Origin of the sequence: Sphingobium agri (genome assembly GCF_023051225.1) — a bacterium.
GTDB lineage: Bacteria > Pseudomonadota > Alphaproteobacteria > Sphingomonadales > Sphingomonadaceae > Sphingobium > Sphingobium agri.
The window spans coordinates 15558-35962 of record NZ_JALKHS010000005.1 but is presented as its reverse complement, the minus strand read 5'-3'; the positions used below and the strand labels follow the sequence as shown (position 1 = coordinate 35962).

Below are 20405 nucleotides of genomic sequence, written 5' to 3'. Positions count from 1 at the left end.
TTTCGTATCGTGGATGCAGGCTATGCTTCGGCCCCTGCCGCTGCATCATCCAAATGGATCAGATTTCGGGTTCGCTGCCGATCGTGCGCAACAGCGTGATCAGTTCGACCTGCCGATGTGTGTTGGTCTTGGCGAATATCGCGCGCAGATGGGAACGCGTGGTATTATAGGCGATGCCCAGAGCGTCCGCCGCGTCGGCCAGCGTGGCGCCCTGCGCAAGATGCAGGGCCAGACCCGATTCGGCGCGGGTGAGGTGAAAGCGATCCCGCAGTATCTCTTCCGACGGACCTGCCGGGCGGCTGGGGTCTGCGATGAACAGCGCCAGCCACGCGCCATCCGCATAAGCGGAGGACGGCACCGCGCGGGCCCGCGCATGCAGGGGCGTGCCGCCGGTCGCGATTTCGAACAGGATTTCCTCGCCCTGCGGCGGTGGCGATGAAAGGATGCGGTTGATCGTGGCCGCGCTGGAGCCTGTCCTGACTTCAAAACTGCCATGCTGCTCCGCGATGATGCTTCCCTCTTCCAGCATCTGCGTGGCGAGCGCATTGCGGCGCAGGATGCGGCCCTCGCGGTCGAGGATCAGGGTCGCGACCGCGAGACCCGCCATGGCGCTGCTGAACAGCTGGCTTTCCGCCTGGGTGATCGTCAGCCGCGCGTGAAGGTCGAGCGCAATGCGCAGATGTGGGATCAGCCTTTCGAGCAACGCGCGTTCGGCGTCGCCAAATTGCGTCTGACTGTCTTCGCGCGTGAGGCGCAGCCGCACGGCGACATCGGGCGGCCGGTGCAGGTCGACGCCCAGAATTTCGCTGCTGCGCGCCACGTCCAGCCAGTCGCGGAAGCGCGCCGGGACATGGTGGACGAAATCGCGAAAGGAAACGACCTGTCCCTCCGGCAATCCGACAAAGGGATCGGCCTGCGAGATGCGCTGATATTCCTGCGTGCGCTCCGGGTCCGCTCCCGGGGTGACATGGGCATCGATCCGCGCATGACCCCGGCCGATCAGCAGTGTGGCGAAGGTCGTATTGGTGATCGCCGCCAGTGCTCGCAGGAAATCCTCCCACGGCGGCGACCGCGTCAATCCGCCGTAAAGCGTCTGCAACAGGTCGGCAAAGGCGGTGTCATCGCTCATGTTCAGATCGGCCGCCAACGGCCCCGGCGATGGTTTGCACCGCCGGGACCATGTTCCGGCTCAGCGCCGCAGTGCCAGCGTGATGCTGTAGCGGCGCGGCGGTGAGTAATAGGCTTCCGTAAAGCCAAAGCTGGTCGATGCATCATAACCCGCCGTGATGATGCGCCGGTCCGTGATATTGTCAACGCCGACGCGCACCGACAGGCCGCTGTCCGCAAAGCGCAGCTCCGCGCTGGCGTTGAGGATCGCGTGGTCGGGCTGCCGCAACAACGGCGTGTTTTCGGCATCGACAAAGACTTGGCTCTTATAGGCTGCGTCCAACCGCAGCACGCCTTCCACATTGTCGCTGAGCGGCGCCTGATAAACCGCGCTCGCATTGGCCGTGATATCGGGCGCCTGCTTTAGTTCGCGGTTGCTGACATCGGTCGGCACACCGTTGATGACGGACACATATTCCAGATATTTGGCGTCCAGCAGGCCGAGTGCGCCGGTCACGGTAAAGCGCGGCGACACCTTGAACGCGCCTTCCAGTTCGATGCCCTGGATGCGGGAGCGGCCCGCATTCTCATTGCGGACGATGATCAGTCCCGTGGCCGGGCTGACGGTGGACACCAAGATCTGCTGATCGCGATATTCGTTACGGAACACGGCAAGGTTGATCGTCGCGATCCCGCCGAACCCAGCTTTGACGCCAGCCTCGTAGGAGGTCAGATATTCCGGATCATAGGACCCGATTTCCTCGACCGACGTGGGCCGCCCATTGAACCCGCCAGACCGGAAGCCCCGCGAATAGGACGCATAGGCCATCAAGTTAGGCCGGAACTTGTAAGAGAGCGACGCGCGCGGCGTAAAGGCGTCCCAGCTTTTTTCCAGCGTGTAGCTCGGCGTTCCAGCAAGTAGCGGCTCGCCTGAATAAATGCGCGTTGCCGACTGGAAGAACTTCTTCTTCTCCCACGTATAGCGTGCGCCCAATTCCAGCGACAGCCCGTCGATCAGTTCATAATTGCCGTTTGCGAACAGCGCGAGATTGTCGGTGCGCTGCCGGTTGCGGAAATCGATATTGAAGTCGAGCGACGACGCGGGAACGGCAAATGGAGGGAATGGAACTGGGAAGGGGTCAAGCCCCGCCGCAACCAGCGCCGGAAAGAGCCCGTCGGCGACGATCAGCCGGGTATTGTCGCGCGTCTTTTCGCGATAGACGAAGGCTCCCAGCAACAAAGTGCCACGGCCGCCAAGGTCAAGCGAGAGCTGCAATTCCTGGCTGATCTGCCGCGCCCGCTCGTCATGAATGTCACCGGCATAATTGACCGCCGACGACGCATCGCCATCGCGGCCGAACAGCGCATCGACATAGCGATAGGCGGTGATCGACTTCAACGTCGCGCCGCCCAGATCCTTGGTCAGGGTCAACGATGCGTTCACCGCATCGGTGTGATCCTTGTTCAGCTCCGAATTGCTGTCGGTGCGGTCGATGTCGCCCGGCACGGTACAGCAGGGCGAGATGAAGGTCGATTGCAGGATGGAAAAGAAGGTGGGCGTGAAGGCGATCATGCTGTGCGGCGCGCTGTGCTGCCGCCGGTGGAGCCCGTCGACCTGCAACACAGCGTCCAAGCCTTCGCCGTCATAATGCAGCGCCAGCTTGCCAGCCATCACCTTGCGGTTGCCGAGATTGTCTCCGGATGGGATCTTCTGCCACCCCTCGCCAAACTCGCCCAGTGCGGCGACGCCAAGCGACCAGCTGTCCGACAGCGGCGTTTCGGCATAGACCCGCCCGCGCACCGTGTTGAACGATCCATATCGCAGATCGGCTTCGAGCCTTTGCTCCCGGCCCGGTATCGCCGACACGATGTTGATCGCGCCGCCGACTGTGTTCTTGCCAAACAGAGTACCCTGCGGCCCGCGCAACACTTCGATCCGGTCGATGCCCAGCAATTCGGTGGTCGCGCCGAAGGTGCGTGCGACATATACCCCATCGATATAGACGCCAACGGCGGGGTCGGACGTGATGATGAAGTCGTTCTCGCCCACGCCCCGGATAAAGGGCGCGATGCCGCCGCTGTTGCCACCCTGGCCAGGCGTGAACTGAATGTTGGGCGCGATCTGGCTGATCTGCGTGACATTGTCGAGCCCACGACTATCAAGAGCCGAAGCATCGACGGCGCTCACCGCGATCGGCACATCCTGCAACCGTTCTTCGCGGCGGCGAGCCGTGACGACAATGTCACTACCGCTCGCCGCGCCAGCCCCCAGCGCGTCTGTTTGAGCAAAGGCATTGCCCGGCGCTGCCAGTGCGATGAGTGAAACGATTGGATATAGCGTCTTGCGCATGCTTTCCTCCCCAAAAGACATCTTTTATTCTGTGAGCGAACATAGCTTGGTTCGCCCCGTTCTCTAGCAGACCGGCACAAAATGCCTCAGCTGTTGCGGCCTTGCATCACTAAGATAGGATGGTGCTTACCCAAGCCCGCTTTTGTGTTCGCTTGGCGAAGCGCCATCCCGTGTCTGCACGCGTGAGTTCATCTTCATACCACAGGCCGATATGGTCATGCTGCTCGCCCCCATCGGCACCCCTCGACGACATGACCACATGAGCGGCGGAGCGTACAGTCGCGCTATCTCCATCAAAATCGCATATGACGCTGCCCGTCGAGTGATAGCTTCCAGCCAGACCCTCCACCACGGGCTTCAGAAACGCAATCAGCGTATCCGCATCGCCAAGCGGACCGCCAAAAGCGGTGAAGTCTACCCGCGCATCGTCGGCAAACAATGCGCGCAAGTCGGACCATCGATGTTGGTCGATCGCGTGACAATAGCGGGCCAGCAAGTCATGAATGGCCAGCCGATCAGCAACCTCCTGGCCGGTCATATGTTGGCTCCCGTCAAGCCGCTTCCCATTCGATCAAATGGCTGATGTCGCTGCGCTGCTCGGGCTTGCGGCCTGCGGTCGCGAGATGGTGGGAGGTGATCTGCGCATCCGCAGCCAGCGGGCGTATCATTTCGAACACGCGATCATATTCGGTACGCGCGATCTTCCAGACGCCATCTTCACGCCGGTAAGCGTCACGGTAAATGGCGCTGCCGATGGTGTGATCTTTGCGCTCCACGTCGATGAAGATATCTTCGAGATACCAGATTCCCTCGGCGCTGTCCTCGTCGGTCAGGGTGATTTCGGGCATATGGCCGTGATGCATGGCGACGGCGCCGGAATGGAAGCTGTTCGCCAGGAACTCCAGCATGTTGTCGCGGCCTTCCAACCGGACGCGATAGGTGCCGCCCCGGTAATCGACAGTCAGGTCTTCTGTGAAAAGGGTGCCGAGCAGCGCCAGATCAGCCGTGTCGATGCCCCGGAAATAACGATGCTTGAGGGTCCGGATATCTTCCAGGTCGCTCAACTGCTGCAGGGTATAAGCCATCAATCCTCTCCACTTCTGACGCGATATGCGCTTCTGATGCGATCCTATACCTGATCTGCGTAACAATCTGCAATGACCACTGCATTATCACTGGCGAAAGATGCCGCGGATTGACTATGGAGCCGTTCAAATGGATGTGCTGACTGCGCATTATTCAGAAGAGGAAGGACAAGGCTGTGGGCGAGACGGGTGTAGGCAAGGTCGCGATCGTCACCGGCGGAACGCGCGGCATCGGCGCGGCGATCGTGCGGCGTTTGCTGGCGGAAGGCTATGCCGTGGCAACATGCGGGCGCACCGCGCCTGACGAACCGATCGGCGTCGATGGCAAAACGGCCGAGTTCGCTGCATGCGACATTCGCGAACCGGCGGCCGTGGACGCGTGGATTGCGGACCTGGTGGCGCGGCACGGCCGGATCGATCTGGTCGTCAATAATGCGGGCGGATCGCCGCAGGCCGACGCCGCCACTGCCAGCCCGCGCTTTTCGGAACGCATCCTGCAACTGAACCTGTTGGCCCCCCTGCATGTATCGCAGACCGCCTATCCCCATCTGAAGGCAGTGGGCGGATCGATCGTCAACATCGCCAGCGTCTCTGGCGCGCGTCCGTCGCCCGACACCGCGATCTACGGCGCGGCAAAGGCGGGCCTGCTCAGCCTGACCACCAGCCTGGCGCAGGAATGGGGGCCGGAAGTCCGCGTCAACGCCATCATCGTCGGCCTGATCGAAACGGAAACGGCGGAAATGACCTATGGCTCGCAAGCCGCGCAGGATCGGATCGCGTCTTCCCTGCCGCTAGGCCGCATGGGCCGGGGTAGCGACATCGCCGAGGCCGTGGTGTTCCTGGGTTCGCCGTCCGCCGCCTATGTCAGCGGCGCACGGCTGGAAGTGCATGGCGGTGGTGAACGGCCGCTCTTCCTGGAAATCGTGAAGCAGGAAGCTGCAAAGGCCTGACGAAAAAAAGGGCCGGGCGAGGTTCAACCCGCCCGGCCGCTTTTTCAGATGCCTAGCAGCGCCCGCTGCTGTTCGCCCAGTTCCGGATTGCTCTGTTCCTGGAAGAAGGCGATACGACCGGCGAGCGACTGTTCCGTCATCTCCGGCTGGCTCGAAATCCAGAATTTCCGCGCAGCGATGCCTTCAACGAAAATACGGCAGCCTTCGTCCAGGTCCATGCCGTAATTGGCCATCATATGGGCCATGGTCGCACGATGCCCTGCCGCGCTTTCCGGCTCGCCAACGCCAGCATCGGCGTCGAAGATGCTGGTCTTCAGCATGCCTGGGATAATCGAGCAGACGTTGATCGGCGCTTTTGCGACCTGCATCTCCAGATATAGGCATTCGCTGAACGACTGGATGGCGTGCTTGCTCATGATATAGGCGGTCTGCGTCGGCATCTGACCGAATGAACCGATCGAAGCCAGGTTGGCGATCCATGCCTCCTGACCGACGCGCAGCATGTGCGGCACGAATGCCCGGACGCCATGGACGACGCCATGGATGTTGACGTTCAGCGTCGTTTCCCAGCGCGCGGTCGGGATTTCCCAGACATTGCCGATGGTTTCGATGCCCGCATTGTTGATCAGCAGGCGGACGGCGCCGTGCCGGTCGAACACGTCCTGCGCCAGCGCGTCGAGCGCTTCAGGCTTCGATACGTCTAGCTGGATCGCTTCAGCCTTGCCGCCTGCAGCCACGATTTCGGCGGCGACCTTGTCGGCGCGGCCCTTGTCGATGTCGGTGACGACGACCGTCATGCCGATCTGGCCGCAGCGGCGGGCAAGGCCCATGCCGATGCCAGCGCCCGCGCCGGTGATGACGGCTACGCCGCCCGAAAAGACCTTTTCTTCTTCAGTCATGTTCATGCTTCTCCGAAAGGGAAGGGATTAGATCGATGTCAGCGATGCCGGCGCGGCAGGCAGATAATGGTGGTAATAGCCGGCCGCCCAGCCGCCATCGACCGCCAGTTCAGCGCCGCAGATGTAGCTGGCTTCGTCCGAGCAGAGGAACAGGCTGGCGGCCGCGATTTCCTCCGGCTCGCCGATCCGCTGCAACGGCACGCGTTCATAGCCGTAATTCTTCGCGTCGCCTTCCAGCGACTGTGGGTTGCCCATCGCCGTGTTGACGCCGCCCGGATGCACCGAATTGACGCGCACGCCCTGATGGCCGAACTCCATCGCCGCGCTCTTGGTGAAGCCGCGCACCGCCCATTTGGAGCTGCTGTAGAGCGACACCGAATTAACGCCGCGAAGGCCGTCCACCGACGAAATGTTGACGATGGCCCCGCGTCCGGCGGCGCACATTTTCGCCCCGACATGTTTCATCCCCAGCATCGTGCCCTTGACGTTGATGCCAAGAACGCGGTCGATGTCTTCGACGCTAAGGGCGGTGATGGGGCCGAAGGCCACGACGGCCGCGTTGTTGACCAGCGCATCGATGCGGCCATGGCGTGCGATGACCGCATCGACCAGCGCGGTCCAGCTGCCCTCGTCCGATACGTCCAGCCGCTGGAACATCGCGGCATCGCCAATGTCGGCGGCCAATGCCTGGCCCTCAGCCTCCAGTACATCGGCGATGACCACCTTCGCGCCTTCGCGCGCAAACAGGCGGACGGTAGCTTCGCCCATGCCACGTGCGCCGCCAGTGACGATGGCGACCTTGTCTTGCAACCTGCCAGTCATGATTCCTGCTCTTTCTTGCTGATCAAACTACTGAATATAGGCCTTGAACGCGTCCCAGGGCACGTCCGAGGTATAGAGGGCGGCTTCATCCATCGATCCTGCGGGGATGTGGAAGCCGTTCGTGTCCATCACTGCGTCAAATTGTGCAAGCGCCGTTTCAGGGGTCCAGTCCTTGTCCGTGGCGCGGTAGCCCCGCGTGACGCCTGCGAACACCCGCGTATAGCCGCCGCCGCCTGCGGTGAACATCTCGCCATTGCAGGGCGCGCTGTCATGCGCCAGCATCGCCACCACCGGCGCAACCGCGCGCGCGGGGAAGTCGCGCTCCATCAGGCCATGTATCTCAGGGCCCATCAGCTGCGTCATCCGGCTGCCCGCGATCGGCATGATCGCGTTGATCTTGACATCTTTGCCCTGCGCCTGGGTCGCCGCGGCCAGCCCGCGCGTCATGGCCCATACCGCGCCCTTGGCGGCGGGATAGGGCACCGCGCTCCCCATGCCGAACCAGGAGCCTGACGAGATGTTGACGATCCGCCCGAAATCCCGCTCCAGCATGCCGTCCCAGACCGCGCGGCACAGGTAAAAGGTGCCGCTTGCCGACACCGCCATGTCCTTGTCCCACTGCTCGTCTGTGACGTTGGACAATGTGCCTGACGCGCTGACGATGCCAGCGTTATTGACCAGAATGTCGACGCGGCCCCATCGCGTCAGCGCGTCCTGCACGATCGCCTGCGCGCCAGCCGATGTCGCGACGCTGTCGCCATTGGCCTCTGCAATCCCGCCAGCATCGCGGATTTCCCGGGCTGCTGCGTCCGCATAGCCCTGATCCTTGCCCTCACCCTGGAAATTGCCGCCCAGGTCGTTGACCAGCACCTTGGCTCCACGGGCAGCGAGCAGGGCAGCATAGGCTTTGCCCAACCCGCCTCCCGCACCCGTGACGATCGCCACCTTATCGTCGAAACGCAGTTCAGACATTGGCCTCTCCTTTATGTTCCCGATCGCAACAGCGTCAGGCTTTCAAGATCATGTCCGCCGCCTTTTCGGCCACCATCATCGTGGGGACGTTGGTGTTGCCCCCCGGCACGCGGGGCATGACGGATGCATCGACCACCCGAAGGCCGGCGATGCCGCGCACTCGCAACTGCGGATCGACCACCGCCATCGGGTCATGCCCCATGCGGCAGGTGCCCACCGCGTGAATATCGGAAATCGCCGTCTCGCGCAGATAGGCGTCCAGCTCGTCATCCGACTGGATGCTCGCGCCGGGCGCCAGCTCCTCACCCCGGAAGGGATCAAAGGGAGCCTGCGCGAAGATGTTGCGCACCGCCCGGATCGCTGCGCGGCCTATCGCCATGTCATTGGGGGTCGAAAGTATGTTGGGATCAATCGACAGCGGCGCGGATGCGTCGGGACCGGTCAGCTTGATCTCGCCCACGCTCTCCGGGTTCAGCAGGTCGATATGCGCGAAATAGCCATGTTCCATGATCAGCTTGCGCCCCATCGCTTCGTAGAGCGCCATGGCGAAATGCACCTTCACATCGGGATATTCCGCGCCCGGCATGGTCTTGAGATAGGCGCCGATCTCCGCCGGAGGGCTGGCCAGCGGCCCCTTGCGGAACAGCAGGAAGTTGGCGACCGCCTTGGCCGCCACGACCGGATGGAAAACGTTGAAGAGCGACACGGGCTGCGTGCAATATTGCTTCACGCTGACCGCCACATGGTCGCGGTAATTCTGGCCGACGCCGGGCAGGTCATGCGCCACCGGCACCCCGGTCTGGCGCAGATGGTCCGCTGGTCCAATCCCCGACAGCATCAGGATCCAGGGCGAATGGATGGAGCCTGCCGACAGGACCACCTCGCGCGTCGCATTCGCCTCTTCCAGCTGCCCCTCGCGCCGCCACGCAACGCCAGTCGCGCGGCCGTTCTTGACGATCACCCGCTCCACATTCGCGCCCGTGATCACGCGCAGGTTGGGCCGCCTGCGCGCAGGCGTCAGATAGGCGCGCGCCGCGCTCCAGCGCCGTCCGGCCGACGCAGTGACATCGGCGGGCACCACGCCCTCGCGCTGCGACCCGCTGGGATCGTCATTATAGGGAATGCCCGCCGCGACTGCAGCATCGCGAAACGCCTTGGCCAGCGGATTGTTGATGCCGGGCCGCGTGACCAGCACCGGCCCGCCCTGGCCATGATAGCCTTCTTCGCCGCCCGGCTGAAAATCCTCCAGCTTCTTGAAATAGGGCAGCACATCGTCATAGCTCCACCCTTCATTCCCCAACTGACGCCAGCCATCATAGTCCGCCGCCGCGCCCCGGTCATAAACCATGCCGTTGATGGAGGAGGAACCGCCCAGCACCTTGCCGCGCGGCGTATACATCTGCCGCCCGCCTGCATTGGCCTGCGGCACGCTGACATGCATCCACTGGAACATGCCGCGATACATGATGGGCAACAGTCCGCCCGGCGCGTGGATGAAGACGCTGTTGTCCCTGCCGCCCGCCTCCAGCAGCAGCACGCGATTACGCGGATCTTCAGACAGGCGCCCAGCGAGCACGCATCCTGCCGATCCGCCGCCAGCGATGATGAAGTCGTAACTGTCGGCCATGATCTCTCCCGCGCGAATTCCAACGTCCATTATCTTCTACGATGCTACGGCGCCGGGACTCGGCAGAAGTACCGGTGCAGGCTGGATCGCGGATGACGTGTTGCGCGCTGAATTGGTCAATATGATACGCAGGTCAAGCCGGATTTACCCCGCGCGCCGCCATTGACCGGCAGAAGCTCCCTGTTATTGTCTACGCAAACAAGCGCGACACGTAGCGGAACCTGCGATATTCGCGTTGCCAAACAGAGGCGGCACGCCTGCCGGTTCGCCCTTATCGAGGAGAAGAGGATGTCCACGCAAACCCTGACTGCTGATCGTTTCGATCCGTTCAAAGTCTATGATCCCGAAACGCTGGTTGCGTCCGACCTCGTCGAAATCGACGCGCCTGCGATGGTCGTTTGGAAAATCCTGACCGACATGCCCCGCTATGGGGAATGGAACCCCTTCTGCGTCTGGGCGGAATCGACGCTGGAAATGGGTGCGCCGGTCTATATGCGGCTCAACAACTACGCCAATCCCGGTTCGCTCGCGCCTAACTGCGAATATGTCTGCGCCTTCGAACCCGGCCGTCTTCTGTCCTGGGAGTTGCCCGACAATGAAGCATGGCCCTATCCCGCTCGCCGCGATCAGATCATCGAGGAACTTGGGCCCGAAAAGTGCCGCTACCAATCGACTGACGCCTTTACCGGCCCCAACGGCATCCACGTCATGCGCTTCTGCGGACCCTGGGTGACGCGCGCCTTCAACGACACGGCGAAGGCTTTGAAAGCCCGTGCCGAAGCCATGCACCGGGGCGAGATCAGCTGATCGCCGCCACGGCAAGTGAGGGTAACATTACGCCAGATCGCGGTATTTGAAGCCGTCGCCCGCACCGGCAGCGTGGCGGGCGCGGCTGACGAGATCGGCTTGAGCCCCTCGGCGGCGAGCATGTCGCTCAAGGACCTTGAAACCCATCTGGGCGTGCAGCTGTTCGCCCGGTCGGGCCGCCGCATGCTGCTGACTGACCGGGGCCGCCCAATCCTTGAAATGGCGCGCGGCATATTGGTGCAGGTCGCGGACCTTGAATCCCTTTCCCTGCCTGAAGAAGTGCGCGGGCGGCTGCGCATAGGGGCGGCGGTTCCCGTCGGCGACTATGTGCTGCCCGGCCTCTGCGCCGCCTTCATGCGCCTGCACTCCGGCGTCCGGGTGGAAATGCGCATCATGCCATCCCATGAGGTGATGGAGGGCGTGCGCAACATGGCGCTGGACGTCGGCTTCGTCGGTGCACCGGTCAACAGCAGCTATCTGGAGGCCGAGCCATGGCTGCGCGATCGGCTGGTCGTGTGCGCCGCGCCGGACCATCCCCTCGCCGGACGTAAGGCGGTGCCGCTCGCGGACCTTGGCGACCAGCCATGGGCGCTGGAAAAAACTCTGTCGAGCGAACGCATCTCCTTCACGGTCGAAACGCTCAAATCCATGAACTCGCTCAACATCATGTTCGAAGGCGAAAGCGTGGAGGCGATCAAGCGCATCGTCCGCGATGGAGCCGTACTCGCTTGCCTATCCAGCCTGACCGTCGCGGATGAACTGGCGCGCGGCGAGCTGGTCGAACTGGCCGTGCCGGAACTGCACTTCACTCGCATCGTAAGCCTGGTCAGCCGCCGCGACACCCAGCAGCCCCAGGCCTGCCGCGCCTTTCACGAATTCGCCCGGCAATGGGGCAAGCAAATTGGCGGATCAGGAAAATAGCTTCTTGCGCCGGCTATCCATCAGTTTTTCTGATGTCATGCGTCGGAAATACGAAATGGTAGCATCGCCTCCAAAGGCCTAATCAGGTCATGCATGCCCGGTAGGTGTGTTCAAGGAGAGTGATGTGAAAGCCATGATCTGCAGCGCATTCGCGCCGGTCGAAGAGTTGCACCATGGCGATTTCCCCGAGCCACAAGCAGGGCCGGGGGAAGTGGTGATCGACGTGGCAGCCGCCGGAGTGAATTATCCCGACGTGCTGATCGTGCAGGGCAAATATCAGACAAAGCCAGCCCTGCCGTTCGTTCCCGGCAGTGAAGCAGCGGGGCGCATCGCCGCCGTTGGACCCGACGTAACGGGTGTCACTATCGGGGACCGCGTCATTGCCTTCACCGGCAGCGGCGCCTTTGCCGAGCAGGTGCGCGTGCCCGCGACGCAGGTCTGGCCGGTGCCCGATGGCGTCGATCTGGAGGTCGCCGCGGGCATCTCCATCACCTACGGCACCTCCTATCATGCGCTGAAGGACCGCGCGCAGTTGAAGCCCGGCGAAACGCTGCTCGTGCTCGGTGCGGGCGGTGGCGTTGGCCTTACTGCCGTGGAACTTGGCAAGCATATGGGCGCGCGCGTGATCGCTGCTGCGTCCAGCGCGGAAAAGCTCGCGCTCGCCAAGGCTCAGGGGGCAGACGAACTGATCGACTATGCGCAGGAGGATCTGCGCGAACGCATCAAGCAGCTGACCGACGGAAAGGGCGTCGATGTCGCCTATGATCCTGTGGGCGGCCCCATGAACCTGACAGCGGTGAAAAGCCTCGCTTGGGGCGGCCGTCTGCTCGTCGTCGGTTTTGCCGGTGGCGACATCCCCTCCATCCCCGCCAACCTTTTGCTGCTCAAAAGCGCGTCAGCGGTTGGCGTCCTTTGGGGCAACAGCGTCCGCGCCGATCCGGTCGCGCAGGGCGGAAACATGCGCCAGCTGCTCGCCTGGCTGGCGGACGGCTCGCTCAAACCCGTCATCGACACGCGCTTTGCCCTGCCTGACGCAGTGGCCGCGCTCCAACATCTCGAAAAGCGCAAGGTGAAGGGCAAGGTGCTCCTGACCCTCCAGCCTGCGTCCTGAACAGGAAATCCTTCATGTCCGAAACAGTCAGCTTCCACATCCATGGCGCGATCGCCGAAGCGGTGATCGATAATCCGCCGGTCAACGCCACCTCCGCCAGCGTGCGGCAGGGGCTTTCCGAAGCCATTCGCCAGCTGGAATCCGATCCCGCCCTCCAGGCGCTTGTCATCCGTTGCGAAGGCAAGACCTTCATCGCTGGCGCGGATATCAAGGAATTCGGCAAGCCCATGGCTGATCCCGGCCTGCCGCTGGTCATGGAAATGATGGACCATTCGACCAAGCCGATCATCGCCGCCGTCCATGGCACGGTGCTGGGAGGCGGCCTCGAAGTCGCTCTCGCCTGCCACTATCGCATCGCCGCGCCGGGCACGAAATTCGGCTTTCCTGAAGTGAAGCTCGGCCTCATGCCCGGTGGCGGCGGCACCCAGCGCACGCCACGTCTCGCTGGCCTCGCCACCGCAATCAAGCTGGTGACGGAAGGCAATCAGATCGGCACGGACGAAGCGCTGAAGTCCAACCTTATCGATGCGGTCGCGACGGGCAGCGACCTTGCGACCAAAGCACGCAGCTTCGCGGAAAAGCTGGTGGCAGAAGGGAAGGGGCCGCGCAGCTCCTCCACCCTGCCCATGCCTGCCGATAATCCGACGCTGTTCGAAGAAGCGCGCAAAACCGTCGCCAAGAAGATGCGCGGCCAAACCGCACCCCTGCGCGCGTTGGAAGCCATGCGCCTCGGTTATGAACTGCCCTTTGATGAGGCGGTCAAACAGGAACTCGCGATCTTTCGCGAATGCATGAACGGGTCGCAGTCAAAGGCGCTTCGCCACCTGTTCGCCGCCGAACGCGAAGTCGCGCGCATCCCCGGCCTCGCACCCGATACCCAGACCCGCAACATCGAGCGCATCGGCGTCATCGGCCTTGGCGTCATGGGACGCGGCATTGTCATGGCGGTCGTCAGCGTCGGCATCCCCGTCATCGCCGTGGGCCTTGATCAACCGAACATCGACGCCGCGATGAAGGCCATCACCAAGATGTGGTCATCTTCCGTCGCCAAAGGCAGCATGTCGCAGGAGACGATGGACAAGCGCCTCGCGCTCATCACCACCAGCGACGACCCTCGCGACCTGTCGCCGACGCAATTGGTGATCGAGGCAGTGACCGAAGATCTGGACATCAAAAAGGCCGTCTTCGCCAAGCTCGGCGAGGTGACGCCTGCCGGAACCATCCTCGCCTCCAACACCAGCTTCCTCAACATCGACACGCTGGCGGCGGCATCCGGACGGCCGGAAGATGTGTGCGGCATGCACTTCTTCAATCCCGCCCATGTCATGCGCCTGCTGGAAAATGTCCGCGCCGCAAAGACCGATCCCGAAGTGGTCGCGACGATCATGGCGCTGGGCAAGCGCATCGGCAAGCTGCCGGTCCTGTCGGGCGTGTGCGATGGCTTCATCGTCAACCGCATGCTCTCCAAGCGCTCCCGCGAGGGCTTCTTCTTAGTGGAGGAGGGCGCAAAGCCCGCCGCGATCGACAAGGTGCTGCTGTCCTACGGCTTCCCCATGGGGCCGTTCGCGCTTGGTGACCTCGCCGGTCTCGACGTGCAGGCCGCCGCCCGCAAGGCCCGCGCTGCCAGCGCGACGGAACGCGAATTGCGCGCCGACTTCCCGGAACAGATGGTCGCCGCCGGACGGCTGGGGCAAAAGACCGGCTCCGGCTGGTACAGCTATGACGAGAACCGCAAGGCCAGCGCCAACCCGCTGACCGACGAAATGATCGCCGCCCATGCCCAGCGCCACGGCCTGACCCTGCGCGACATTGGCGAGGATGAAATCCGCGAACGCCTGCTCTACGCGATGGTAAATGAAGGCGCGAAGCTGCTCAGCGAAGGCATCGTGCCGCGCCCGCATGAGATCGACGTGGCGCTGGTGAACGGCCTCGGCTGGCCCAGCTACACCGGCGGCCCCATGCATTGGGCCGATCAGATCGGCCTCGATAAGGTGCTTGCCACCATCGAGAAATTCCGCGCCGAACAGGGCGACGCCTATTGGACGCCCGCGCCGCTTCTTGAGCAATATGCACGTGAGGGCAGGGGCTTCTACGCATGAGCTACGAACCCAATGCGAAGACCGCCGACCTGCTCGCCCGCCTCCGCGCCTTCATGGACGCGCACATCTATCCCAATGAAAAGCGCTATTATGAAGAGGTCGCGGCCGGCGACCGCTGGGCGCATGTCACACTGGTTGATGACCTCAAGCCGCTGGCGAAGGACGCGGGTCTCTGGAACCTGTTCCTCCCCGAAAGCACCCATGGCGCGGGGCTCACTAACCTCGAATATGCGCCGCTCTGCGAGGAAATGGGCCGCGTTCACTGGTGCCCCGCCGTCTTCAACTGCGCCGCGCCCGACACCGGCAACATGGAGACGCTCGAACGCTTCGGCACGGACGAGCATAAGGAACGTTGGCTCAAACCCATGCTGGCGGGCGAAATGCGCTCCGCCTTCGCCATGACCGAACCGCAAGTGGCTTCGTCCGACGCAACCAATATCGAAAGCTCGATCGTCCGCGACGGCGATGACTATGTCATCAACGGCCGCAAATGGTGGATTTCGGGCATGGGCGAGGCGGACTGCGCGCTCATGATCTTCATGGGCAAGACCGATCCGACTGCGCCCAAGCACAAGCAGCAATCGATGATCCTGGTGTCGCGCGACACGCCGGGCATCACCGTGCTGCGTCCCATGACCGTGCTTGGCTATGACGACGCACCGCACGGCCATATGGAAATCCTCTTCGAAAATGTCCGCGTGCCCGCGTCCAACATGCTGCTGGGCGAAGGACGCGGTTTCGAAATCGCGCAGGCCCGCCTCGGCCCCGGCCGCATCCATCACTGCATGCGCATGATCGGCATGGCGGAGCGCGCGCTCGAAGCCATGTGCCGCCGCGTGAAGAGCCGCGTCGCCTTTGGCAAGCCGCTCGCCGAACAGGGGGTCATCATCGAACGCATCGCCAACAGCCGCATCATGATCGATCAGGCGCGGCTGCTGACGCTGCATGCCGCGCACCGCATGGACACGGTCGGCAACAAGGTGGCGAAGGCGGACATCGCCATGATCAAGGTCGCGGCTCCCAACATGGCCTGTCAGGTCATCGACTGGGCGATGCAGGCGCATGGCGCGGCGGGCATCAGCCAGGATTTCTTCCTTGCCAGCTACTATGCTCACGCCCGCAAGATCCGGTTCGCCGATGGCCCCGACGAGGTGCACCGTCACCAGCTCGGCCGCCTCGAACTCGCCAAATATGACTGACGTCCGCACGCTCGACACCAACCGCCTCGGCCCATGGCTTCAAACCCATGTGCCGGGCGCGGAGGGGGAAATCAGCGCAGAGAAATTCGCGGGCGGCCAGTCCAACCCCACCTATTTGCTGTCGGTGGACGGGCGGCCCCGCTTTGTCCTGCGCCGCAAGCCCGATGGCGTGCTGCTCCCCTCCGCCCACGCGATCGAGCGCGAATATCGCGTCACGGATGCGCTTAAGGACAGTGCCGTCCCAGTCGCCCGCCCACTCGCCCTGTGCGAAGATGCCAGCATCGTCGGCACGCCTTTCTTCATCATGGCCTATGCGCAGGGCCGCAATTTCTGGGACGCGCGCCTGCCCGACCTCACGCCGGCAGATCGCGCCGCCATCTATGACGAAATGAACCGGGTCCTCGCCGCGCTGCACGCGATAAACCCCGCTGGGGTCGGCCTCTCGGACTATGGCAAGCCGGGCAATTACTTCGCCCGTCAGGTCGCCCGCTGGACCAGGCAATATCGCGCCACCCAGACGCAGCAGATCGACGCGATGGAGTCCCTCATAGACTGGCTCCCCGCCAACGATCCCGGCCTCGAAGCAAGCCGCATCGTCCATGGCGACTATCGCAACGACAATATGATCTTCGCGCCCACCGAACCCCGCATCATCGCGGTCCTCGACTGGGAACTCTCGACGCTCGGCCATCCCCTCGCTGACCTCGCCCAGCATCTCATGGCCTGGCGCGTGCCCAAGGAAGGCTATCGCGGCCTGTCCGACGCAGACTTGCCCACGCTCGGCATCCCGTCCGAAGCGGATTATCTGCAAAGCTATGCACAGCGTAGCGGCGCAGGCGCCATCGATCCCACCCATTGGCGCTACGCCCTTGCCTTCGCCATGTTCCGCAACGCCGCCATCCGCCAGGGCGTCTATCACCGCGCGATCAGCGGCAATGCATCGAGCGAAGCCGCCGCCATCCACGGCGCGCGTGCCGGAGAAATAGCAGGCCTCGCGTGGCGCATCGCCCGCGGGGAAGAGGATGCCCATCTATGACAGAAAAACTTATCAACGCAGGCGACTACCGGCTCCGCGCTGTGGAGCAGGGGGAGGGGCCGCTCGTCCTCATGATCCACGGATTTCCCGGCCTCGCCTGGTCATGGCGGCACCAGATGGAGCCGCTCGCAGCGGCAGGCCTCCGCGCGGTCGCCATCGACAGCCTCGGCTATGGCGGCAGCGACCGTCCTACCGACCCCGCCGCCTATGATGCCGACCGGATGCAGGCCTATCTCATCGCCCTGCTCGATCATTATGAAGCGGACAAGGCGGTCATTGTCGGCCAGGATTTCGGCGCGCAATATGCCTGGAACCTCGCGGTGCGCGCGCCGGATCGGGTGGCGGGCCTCATCGCCACCATCCCCTATGATTATGACATGGCCGGACGCGCCATGCTCGGTAGCGCGCCGCGCCTGCCCGCCGATGCGCCCGCCCGGCCAGAGGCGTCCTCACCGGACCGGCTCCCCAGCGAACGCTTCGCCGCCATGGCCGCCGAGCATTTCGTCCACTTCCACTATTTCATGGAGGTCGGCCCCGCCGAGCGCGAACTGGCCGACCGCGCGCCTGAATTCCTCGCCCGCCTCTTCTACGCTCTTTCCTCAAAGGGCGACCTGTGGAGTTGGAAAACGGTCTCATCAGTCGGCAGCGGCTATCTAGACGTCCTGCCCCCCGCCCCTCCGCTCCCCTGGCCCTGGCTTTCCCAAGCAGAGTTCGACCGCTTCGTCAGCGAATATGTCGATGCCGACCCGATGCTGCGTTTCATCGGCGGCCTCAACAGCTATCGCACCGCCGACGTGAACTGGCGCATCGGCAAAAAGTGGGCCGACCATGATGTCGAAACGCCCACCCTGTTCCTCTATGGCGAAAAGGACCCGTCCTTCGGCTTCTTCACCGATTGGGAAGCGCGGTTACGCAAGCGCGTCCCTGGCCTGCGCGACATCATCGCCATCTCCGAAGCAGGCCATTTCGTGCAGCAGGAACAACCCGCCGCCTTCAACCAGGCGCTGCTGGACTTCGCTCGATCGGTGACGCAATGACCGCCCGCTGGCCCATCGGCGGTCATCTGGGCCTTAGCTCGCCCGACCAGCCGATGCTCGCGCATCTCGCCCGGTCCATCAGCCCGCTCGACCAGATCGACGCGCTTGCCGATCATGGCTTTCGCGGCGTGCAGGACCTGTTCCTGATGCTGCGGCCAGAGGCTGAGCAAGTCGCGATGGCCGATCGGATGGCGAGCCGCGGTCTTGTCCTCTCCAGCTTCAGCGACCTTAAATATTGGAACCAGCCGGTCTGGAGCGCCGAGGATGAAGCAGGCCTCGAACATCTGCGCAGCAGCGTGGACCTCAGCGCCGAGATCGCCGCCCGCTTCAACGGCGGCAGCGTCGTTTGCGTGGCTGGCCTGGACGATCAGCGCCCGCGTGACGTGCAACTCCGTGCGATGACGGAAAATCTGAAGCGCTACGCCGAACAGGCCGCCCGCAGCGGATTGACCCTACTCGTCGAACCCATCGCCGCCAGCCGCATCCCCGGCCTCCTGCTCGATCAGCTGGAGGACGCGGCCGAAATGGTCAGCGCCGTCGCCATGCCGTCGGTCCGCCTGCTGTTCGACACCGGCCATGTCGCAATGATGGGCCATGATGTGCCCTCATCCTTCGCCGCCTGCGCGCAGCAGACCGGCCTTGTCCAGTTCGCCGACATACCTAATCGCGTCGATCCCGGCCTCGGTGAACTGGATTGGCCCGCCATCCTGAAGGCGATAGAGGATCATGGCTATCGCGGCATGATCGAACTTGAGTTCGAACCGGCCAACCCGACCGCGACCGGTGAAACGCAAATGCTCGACCGCCTGAAAGCGTTTGGCATCTTCTGACCGGCAGCCAGCGCCAATGTCCTGATCTGCTCCTTATGACGCATTTTGCTCCGTCGCGACAATAGGCCCCCGATCACCGCTTTGGTAAAAGGCGGCAACACATGATCAGGAGAGTCTGGCCCGATGAGAGTGGTTGCCAATCTTGCCCAATGTCAGGGGCACGCCCGATGCGAAGACCTGTGCCCGGAGGTGTTTTCTACTGACGCGATCGAGGGAAAGGTCGTCATAGAACAGCCCGAATTCCACCCGGAGCTTGAGGAAAAGGTGCGGCTTGCCGTACGCAATTGCCCGGAAGGGGCTCTCCGCATCGCGAAGGGAGCGGCGGCATGACCGTCACCTATTATCCCGCCGCGCCAACCCATGTGCCTGAAGACTTGATCCTGGATTTCGACTTTTTCGACATGCCTGCCGACGTGTCCGATCCTGTGCAGATATGGCACGGCCTTATCCAAAAAGGTGCGCCGCCCATTTTCTACACGCCCCGCAATGGCGGCCATTGGGTGTTCCTGCGCTACGCCGACATCGCCGAAGCCTATCGCAATCACGAGATTTTCTCGACGCACAAGGCGCAGATTCCCCCGCTCGAACCCTATCCGGTTCTTCAGCCTAACGGCGTCGATCCGCCACAGCATGACGTGTTCCGCAAATTGCTCGCGCCCATGTTCACGCCGCTCGCCGTCCGCCGCATGACCGATGGCCTGCAAAGCCGCGCCGAACGCCTGATCTCCGGTTTCGCCGGGAACGGCGGGTGCGACTTCGTACGCGATTATGCCGCCAAGTTCCCGACTGGCACGTTCCTCGAACTGTTCGGCCTGCCTGAAGAGCGCCTGCCCGAATTCCTGCGCATCTCCGACACCTTCTTCCGCAGCACCGATCCGGACGTACGCGCCGCAAACTTGCTCGAAATCTATGACGTGCTGGAGGAACTGTTCCGCGAGAAGGAGCGCAATCCCGGCACCGACATAGCCTCCACCGTGGTGCAATCGCGCGATGCGGATGGCAATCCCTTCCCCTGGACCGACATCATCAATTGCGGCTTCCTGCTGTTCGTCGCTGGGCTGGATACGGTCACGAACACCATGACCTATGTCTGGCGCTACCTCGCGACATCGGCCGACGCGCGGCAGAAGTTCCGCGACCGGCTGGACGATCCGTCCGCATTCCTCCTCGCCATCGAGGAATTGATGCGCATCAACGCGGTCTCCAACATCTATCGCCGCGTCACCCATGATTGTGAGTTCAAAGGCGTGCAGTTCCGCCGCAATGATCGCGTGGTCCTGCCCAATACGGTAGCGAACCGCGACCCGCGCACGTTCAGCGACCCACAGACGATCGACCTCGATCGCAAGGTCAACAATCACGTCACCTTCGGCCTCGGCCCGCACCGTTGCATCGGGTCGCACCTTGCCAAGCGGGAAATCATGATCTCGCTACAAGAGTGGCTGCGGCAAATTCCCGAATTCGAACTGGACCCCGATCAAGACGCGGAGTCCGTCTTCGGCGGCCCAGTCATGGGCTTCACCTCTCTCAAACTGCGCTGGTGACGAGGAGTG

Annotated in this window: 19 protein-coding genes; 11 read left to right on the top strand and 8 right to left on the bottom strand. The window is 63.2% G+C overall.

Annotation, left to right across the window (positions count from 1 at the left end):
* Nucleotides 1–58: 58 nt before the first annotated feature.
* The 4 genes from MU848_RS02870 to MU848_RS02855 all read right to left on the bottom strand — a co-directional run bounded on the left by MU848_RS02870 (nucleotide 59) and on the right by MU848_RS02855 (nucleotide 4542).
* Nucleotides 59–1129: a helix-turn-helix transcriptional regulator gene (locus MU848_RS02870; RefSeq protein WP_247230141.1), complete on the bottom strand. Its 1071-nt coding sequence runs from the start codon at nucleotides 1127–1129 to the stop codon at nucleotides 59–61.
* Between the two features lie 60 nt (nucleotides 1130–1189).
* A complete protein-coding gene (locus MU848_RS02865; protein ID WP_247230140.1) occupies nucleotides 1190–3457 on the bottom strand; it encodes a TonB-dependent receptor in 2268 nt (755 codons plus the stop codon).
* Between the two features lie 109 nt (nucleotides 3458–3566).
* Nucleotides 3567–3995: a nuclear transport factor 2 family protein gene (locus MU848_RS02860; RefSeq protein ID WP_247230139.1), complete on the bottom strand. Its 429-nt coding sequence runs from the start codon at nucleotides 3993–3995 to the stop codon at nucleotides 3567–3569.
* Between the two features lie 13 nt (nucleotides 3996–4008).
* Nucleotides 4009–4542, bottom strand: a complete 534-nt coding sequence (locus MU848_RS02855; RefSeq protein ID WP_247230138.1) for a nuclear transport factor 2 family protein — start codon at nucleotides 4540–4542, stop codon at nucleotides 4009–4011.
* 176 nt (nucleotides 4543–4718) lie between these two features.
* On the opposite strand from MU848_RS02855, the gene MU848_RS02850 reads away from it, so the two are divergent.
* Nucleotides 4719–5492, top strand: a complete 774-nt coding sequence (locus MU848_RS02850; protein ID WP_247230137.1) for an SDR family oxidoreductase — start codon at nucleotides 4719–4721, stop codon at nucleotides 5490–5492.
* A gap of 44 nt (nucleotides 5493–5536) precedes the next feature.
* Here the strand turns inward: MU848_RS02850 and MU848_RS02845 are convergent, their stop codons facing one another.
* The 4 genes from MU848_RS02845 to MU848_RS02830 are packed head-to-tail and all read right to left on the bottom strand — an operon-like array spanning nucleotide 5537 to nucleotide 9812.
* On the bottom strand, nucleotides 5537–6391 hold the full coding sequence (locus MU848_RS02845; RefSeq protein ID WP_097093301.1) for an SDR family NAD(P)-dependent oxidoreductase: 855 nt from the start codon (nucleotides 6389–6391) through the stop codon (nucleotides 5537–5539).
* 27 nt (nucleotides 6392–6418) lie between these two features.
* Complete coding sequence (locus MU848_RS02840) at nucleotides 6419–7213, bottom strand: SDR family NAD(P)-dependent oxidoreductase (protein ID WP_247230136.1); 795 nt, start codon at nucleotides 7211–7213, stop codon at nucleotides 6419–6421.
* A gap of 27 nt (nucleotides 7214–7240) precedes the next feature.
* Nucleotides 7241–8185 carry an SDR family NAD(P)-dependent oxidoreductase gene (locus MU848_RS02835; protein ID WP_247230135.1) on the bottom strand — a complete coding sequence of 315 codons (945 nt, stop codon included), beginning with the start codon at nucleotides 8183–8185 and terminating at the stop codon, nucleotides 7241–7243.
* Between the two features lie 34 nt (nucleotides 8186–8219).
* A complete protein-coding gene (locus tag MU848_RS02830; RefSeq protein WP_247230134.1) occupies nucleotides 8220–9812 on the bottom strand; it encodes a GMC family oxidoreductase in 1593 nt (530 codons plus the stop codon).
* Nucleotides 9813–10100: 288 nt separating this feature from the next.
* Here MU848_RS02830 and MU848_RS02825 point away from each other — a divergent pair, with 288 nt between their 5' ends.
* From MU848_RS02825 to MU848_RS02780, 10 genes are all read left to right on the top strand, one after another.
* Nucleotides 10101–10619, top strand: coding sequence for an SRPBCC domain-containing protein (locus MU848_RS02825; RefSeq protein WP_247230133.1), 519 nt, complete (start codon nucleotides 10101–10103; stop codon nucleotides 10617–10619).
* Nucleotides 10620–10634: 15 nt separating this feature from the next.
* Entirely contained in the window at nucleotides 10635–11540 is a 906-nt protein-coding gene (locus MU848_RS02820; protein WP_247230132.1) for a LysR substrate-binding domain-containing protein, read from the top strand.
* A gap of 133 nt (nucleotides 11541–11673) precedes the next feature.
* Entirely contained in the window at nucleotides 11674–12651 is a 978-nt protein-coding gene (locus MU848_RS02815; protein WP_247230207.1) for an NADPH:quinone oxidoreductase family protein, read from the top strand.
* Between the two features lie 14 nt (nucleotides 12652–12665).
* Nucleotides 12666–14750, top strand: coding sequence for a 3-hydroxyacyl-CoA dehydrogenase NAD-binding domain-containing protein (locus tag MU848_RS02810; RefSeq protein WP_247230131.1), 2085 nt, complete (start codon nucleotides 12666–12668; stop codon nucleotides 14748–14750).
* Nucleotides 14747–15949 carry an acyl-CoA dehydrogenase family protein gene (locus tag MU848_RS02805; protein WP_247230130.1) on the top strand — a complete coding sequence of 401 codons (1203 nt, stop codon included), beginning with the start codon at nucleotides 14747–14749 and terminating at the stop codon, nucleotides 15947–15949. Before MU848_RS02810 ends, MU848_RS02805 begins: the two co-directional genes overlap by 4 nt.
* Nucleotides 15942–16985, top strand: a complete 1044-nt coding sequence (locus MU848_RS02800; protein ID WP_247230129.1) for a phosphotransferase family protein — start codon at nucleotides 15942–15944, stop codon at nucleotides 16983–16985. The genes MU848_RS02805 and MU848_RS02800 overlap by 8 nt, the downstream gene beginning before the upstream one ends.
* Nucleotides 16982–18022: an alpha/beta fold hydrolase gene (locus tag MU848_RS02795; RefSeq protein WP_247230128.1), complete on the top strand. Its 1041-nt coding sequence runs from the start codon at nucleotides 16982–16984 to the stop codon at nucleotides 18020–18022. Before MU848_RS02800 ends, MU848_RS02795 begins: the two co-directional genes overlap by 4 nt.
* Entirely contained in the window at nucleotides 18019–18852 is an 834-nt protein-coding gene (locus tag MU848_RS02790) for a sugar phosphate isomerase/epimerase family protein (protein WP_247230127.1), read from the top strand. The genes MU848_RS02795 and MU848_RS02790 overlap by 4 nt, the downstream gene beginning before the upstream one ends.
* A gap of 123 nt (nucleotides 18853–18975) precedes the next feature.
* Nucleotides 18976–19182: a ferredoxin gene (locus MU848_RS02785; protein ID WP_247230126.1), complete on the top strand. Its 207-nt coding sequence runs from the start codon at nucleotides 18976–18978 to the stop codon at nucleotides 19180–19182.
* Nucleotides 19179–20396 carry a cytochrome P450 gene (locus tag MU848_RS02780; protein ID WP_247230125.1) on the top strand — a complete coding sequence of 406 codons (1218 nt, stop codon included), beginning with the start codon at nucleotides 19179–19181 and terminating at the stop codon, nucleotides 20394–20396. Before MU848_RS02785 ends, MU848_RS02780 begins: the two co-directional genes overlap by 4 nt.
* Nucleotides 20397–20405 lie beyond the last annotated feature (9 nt).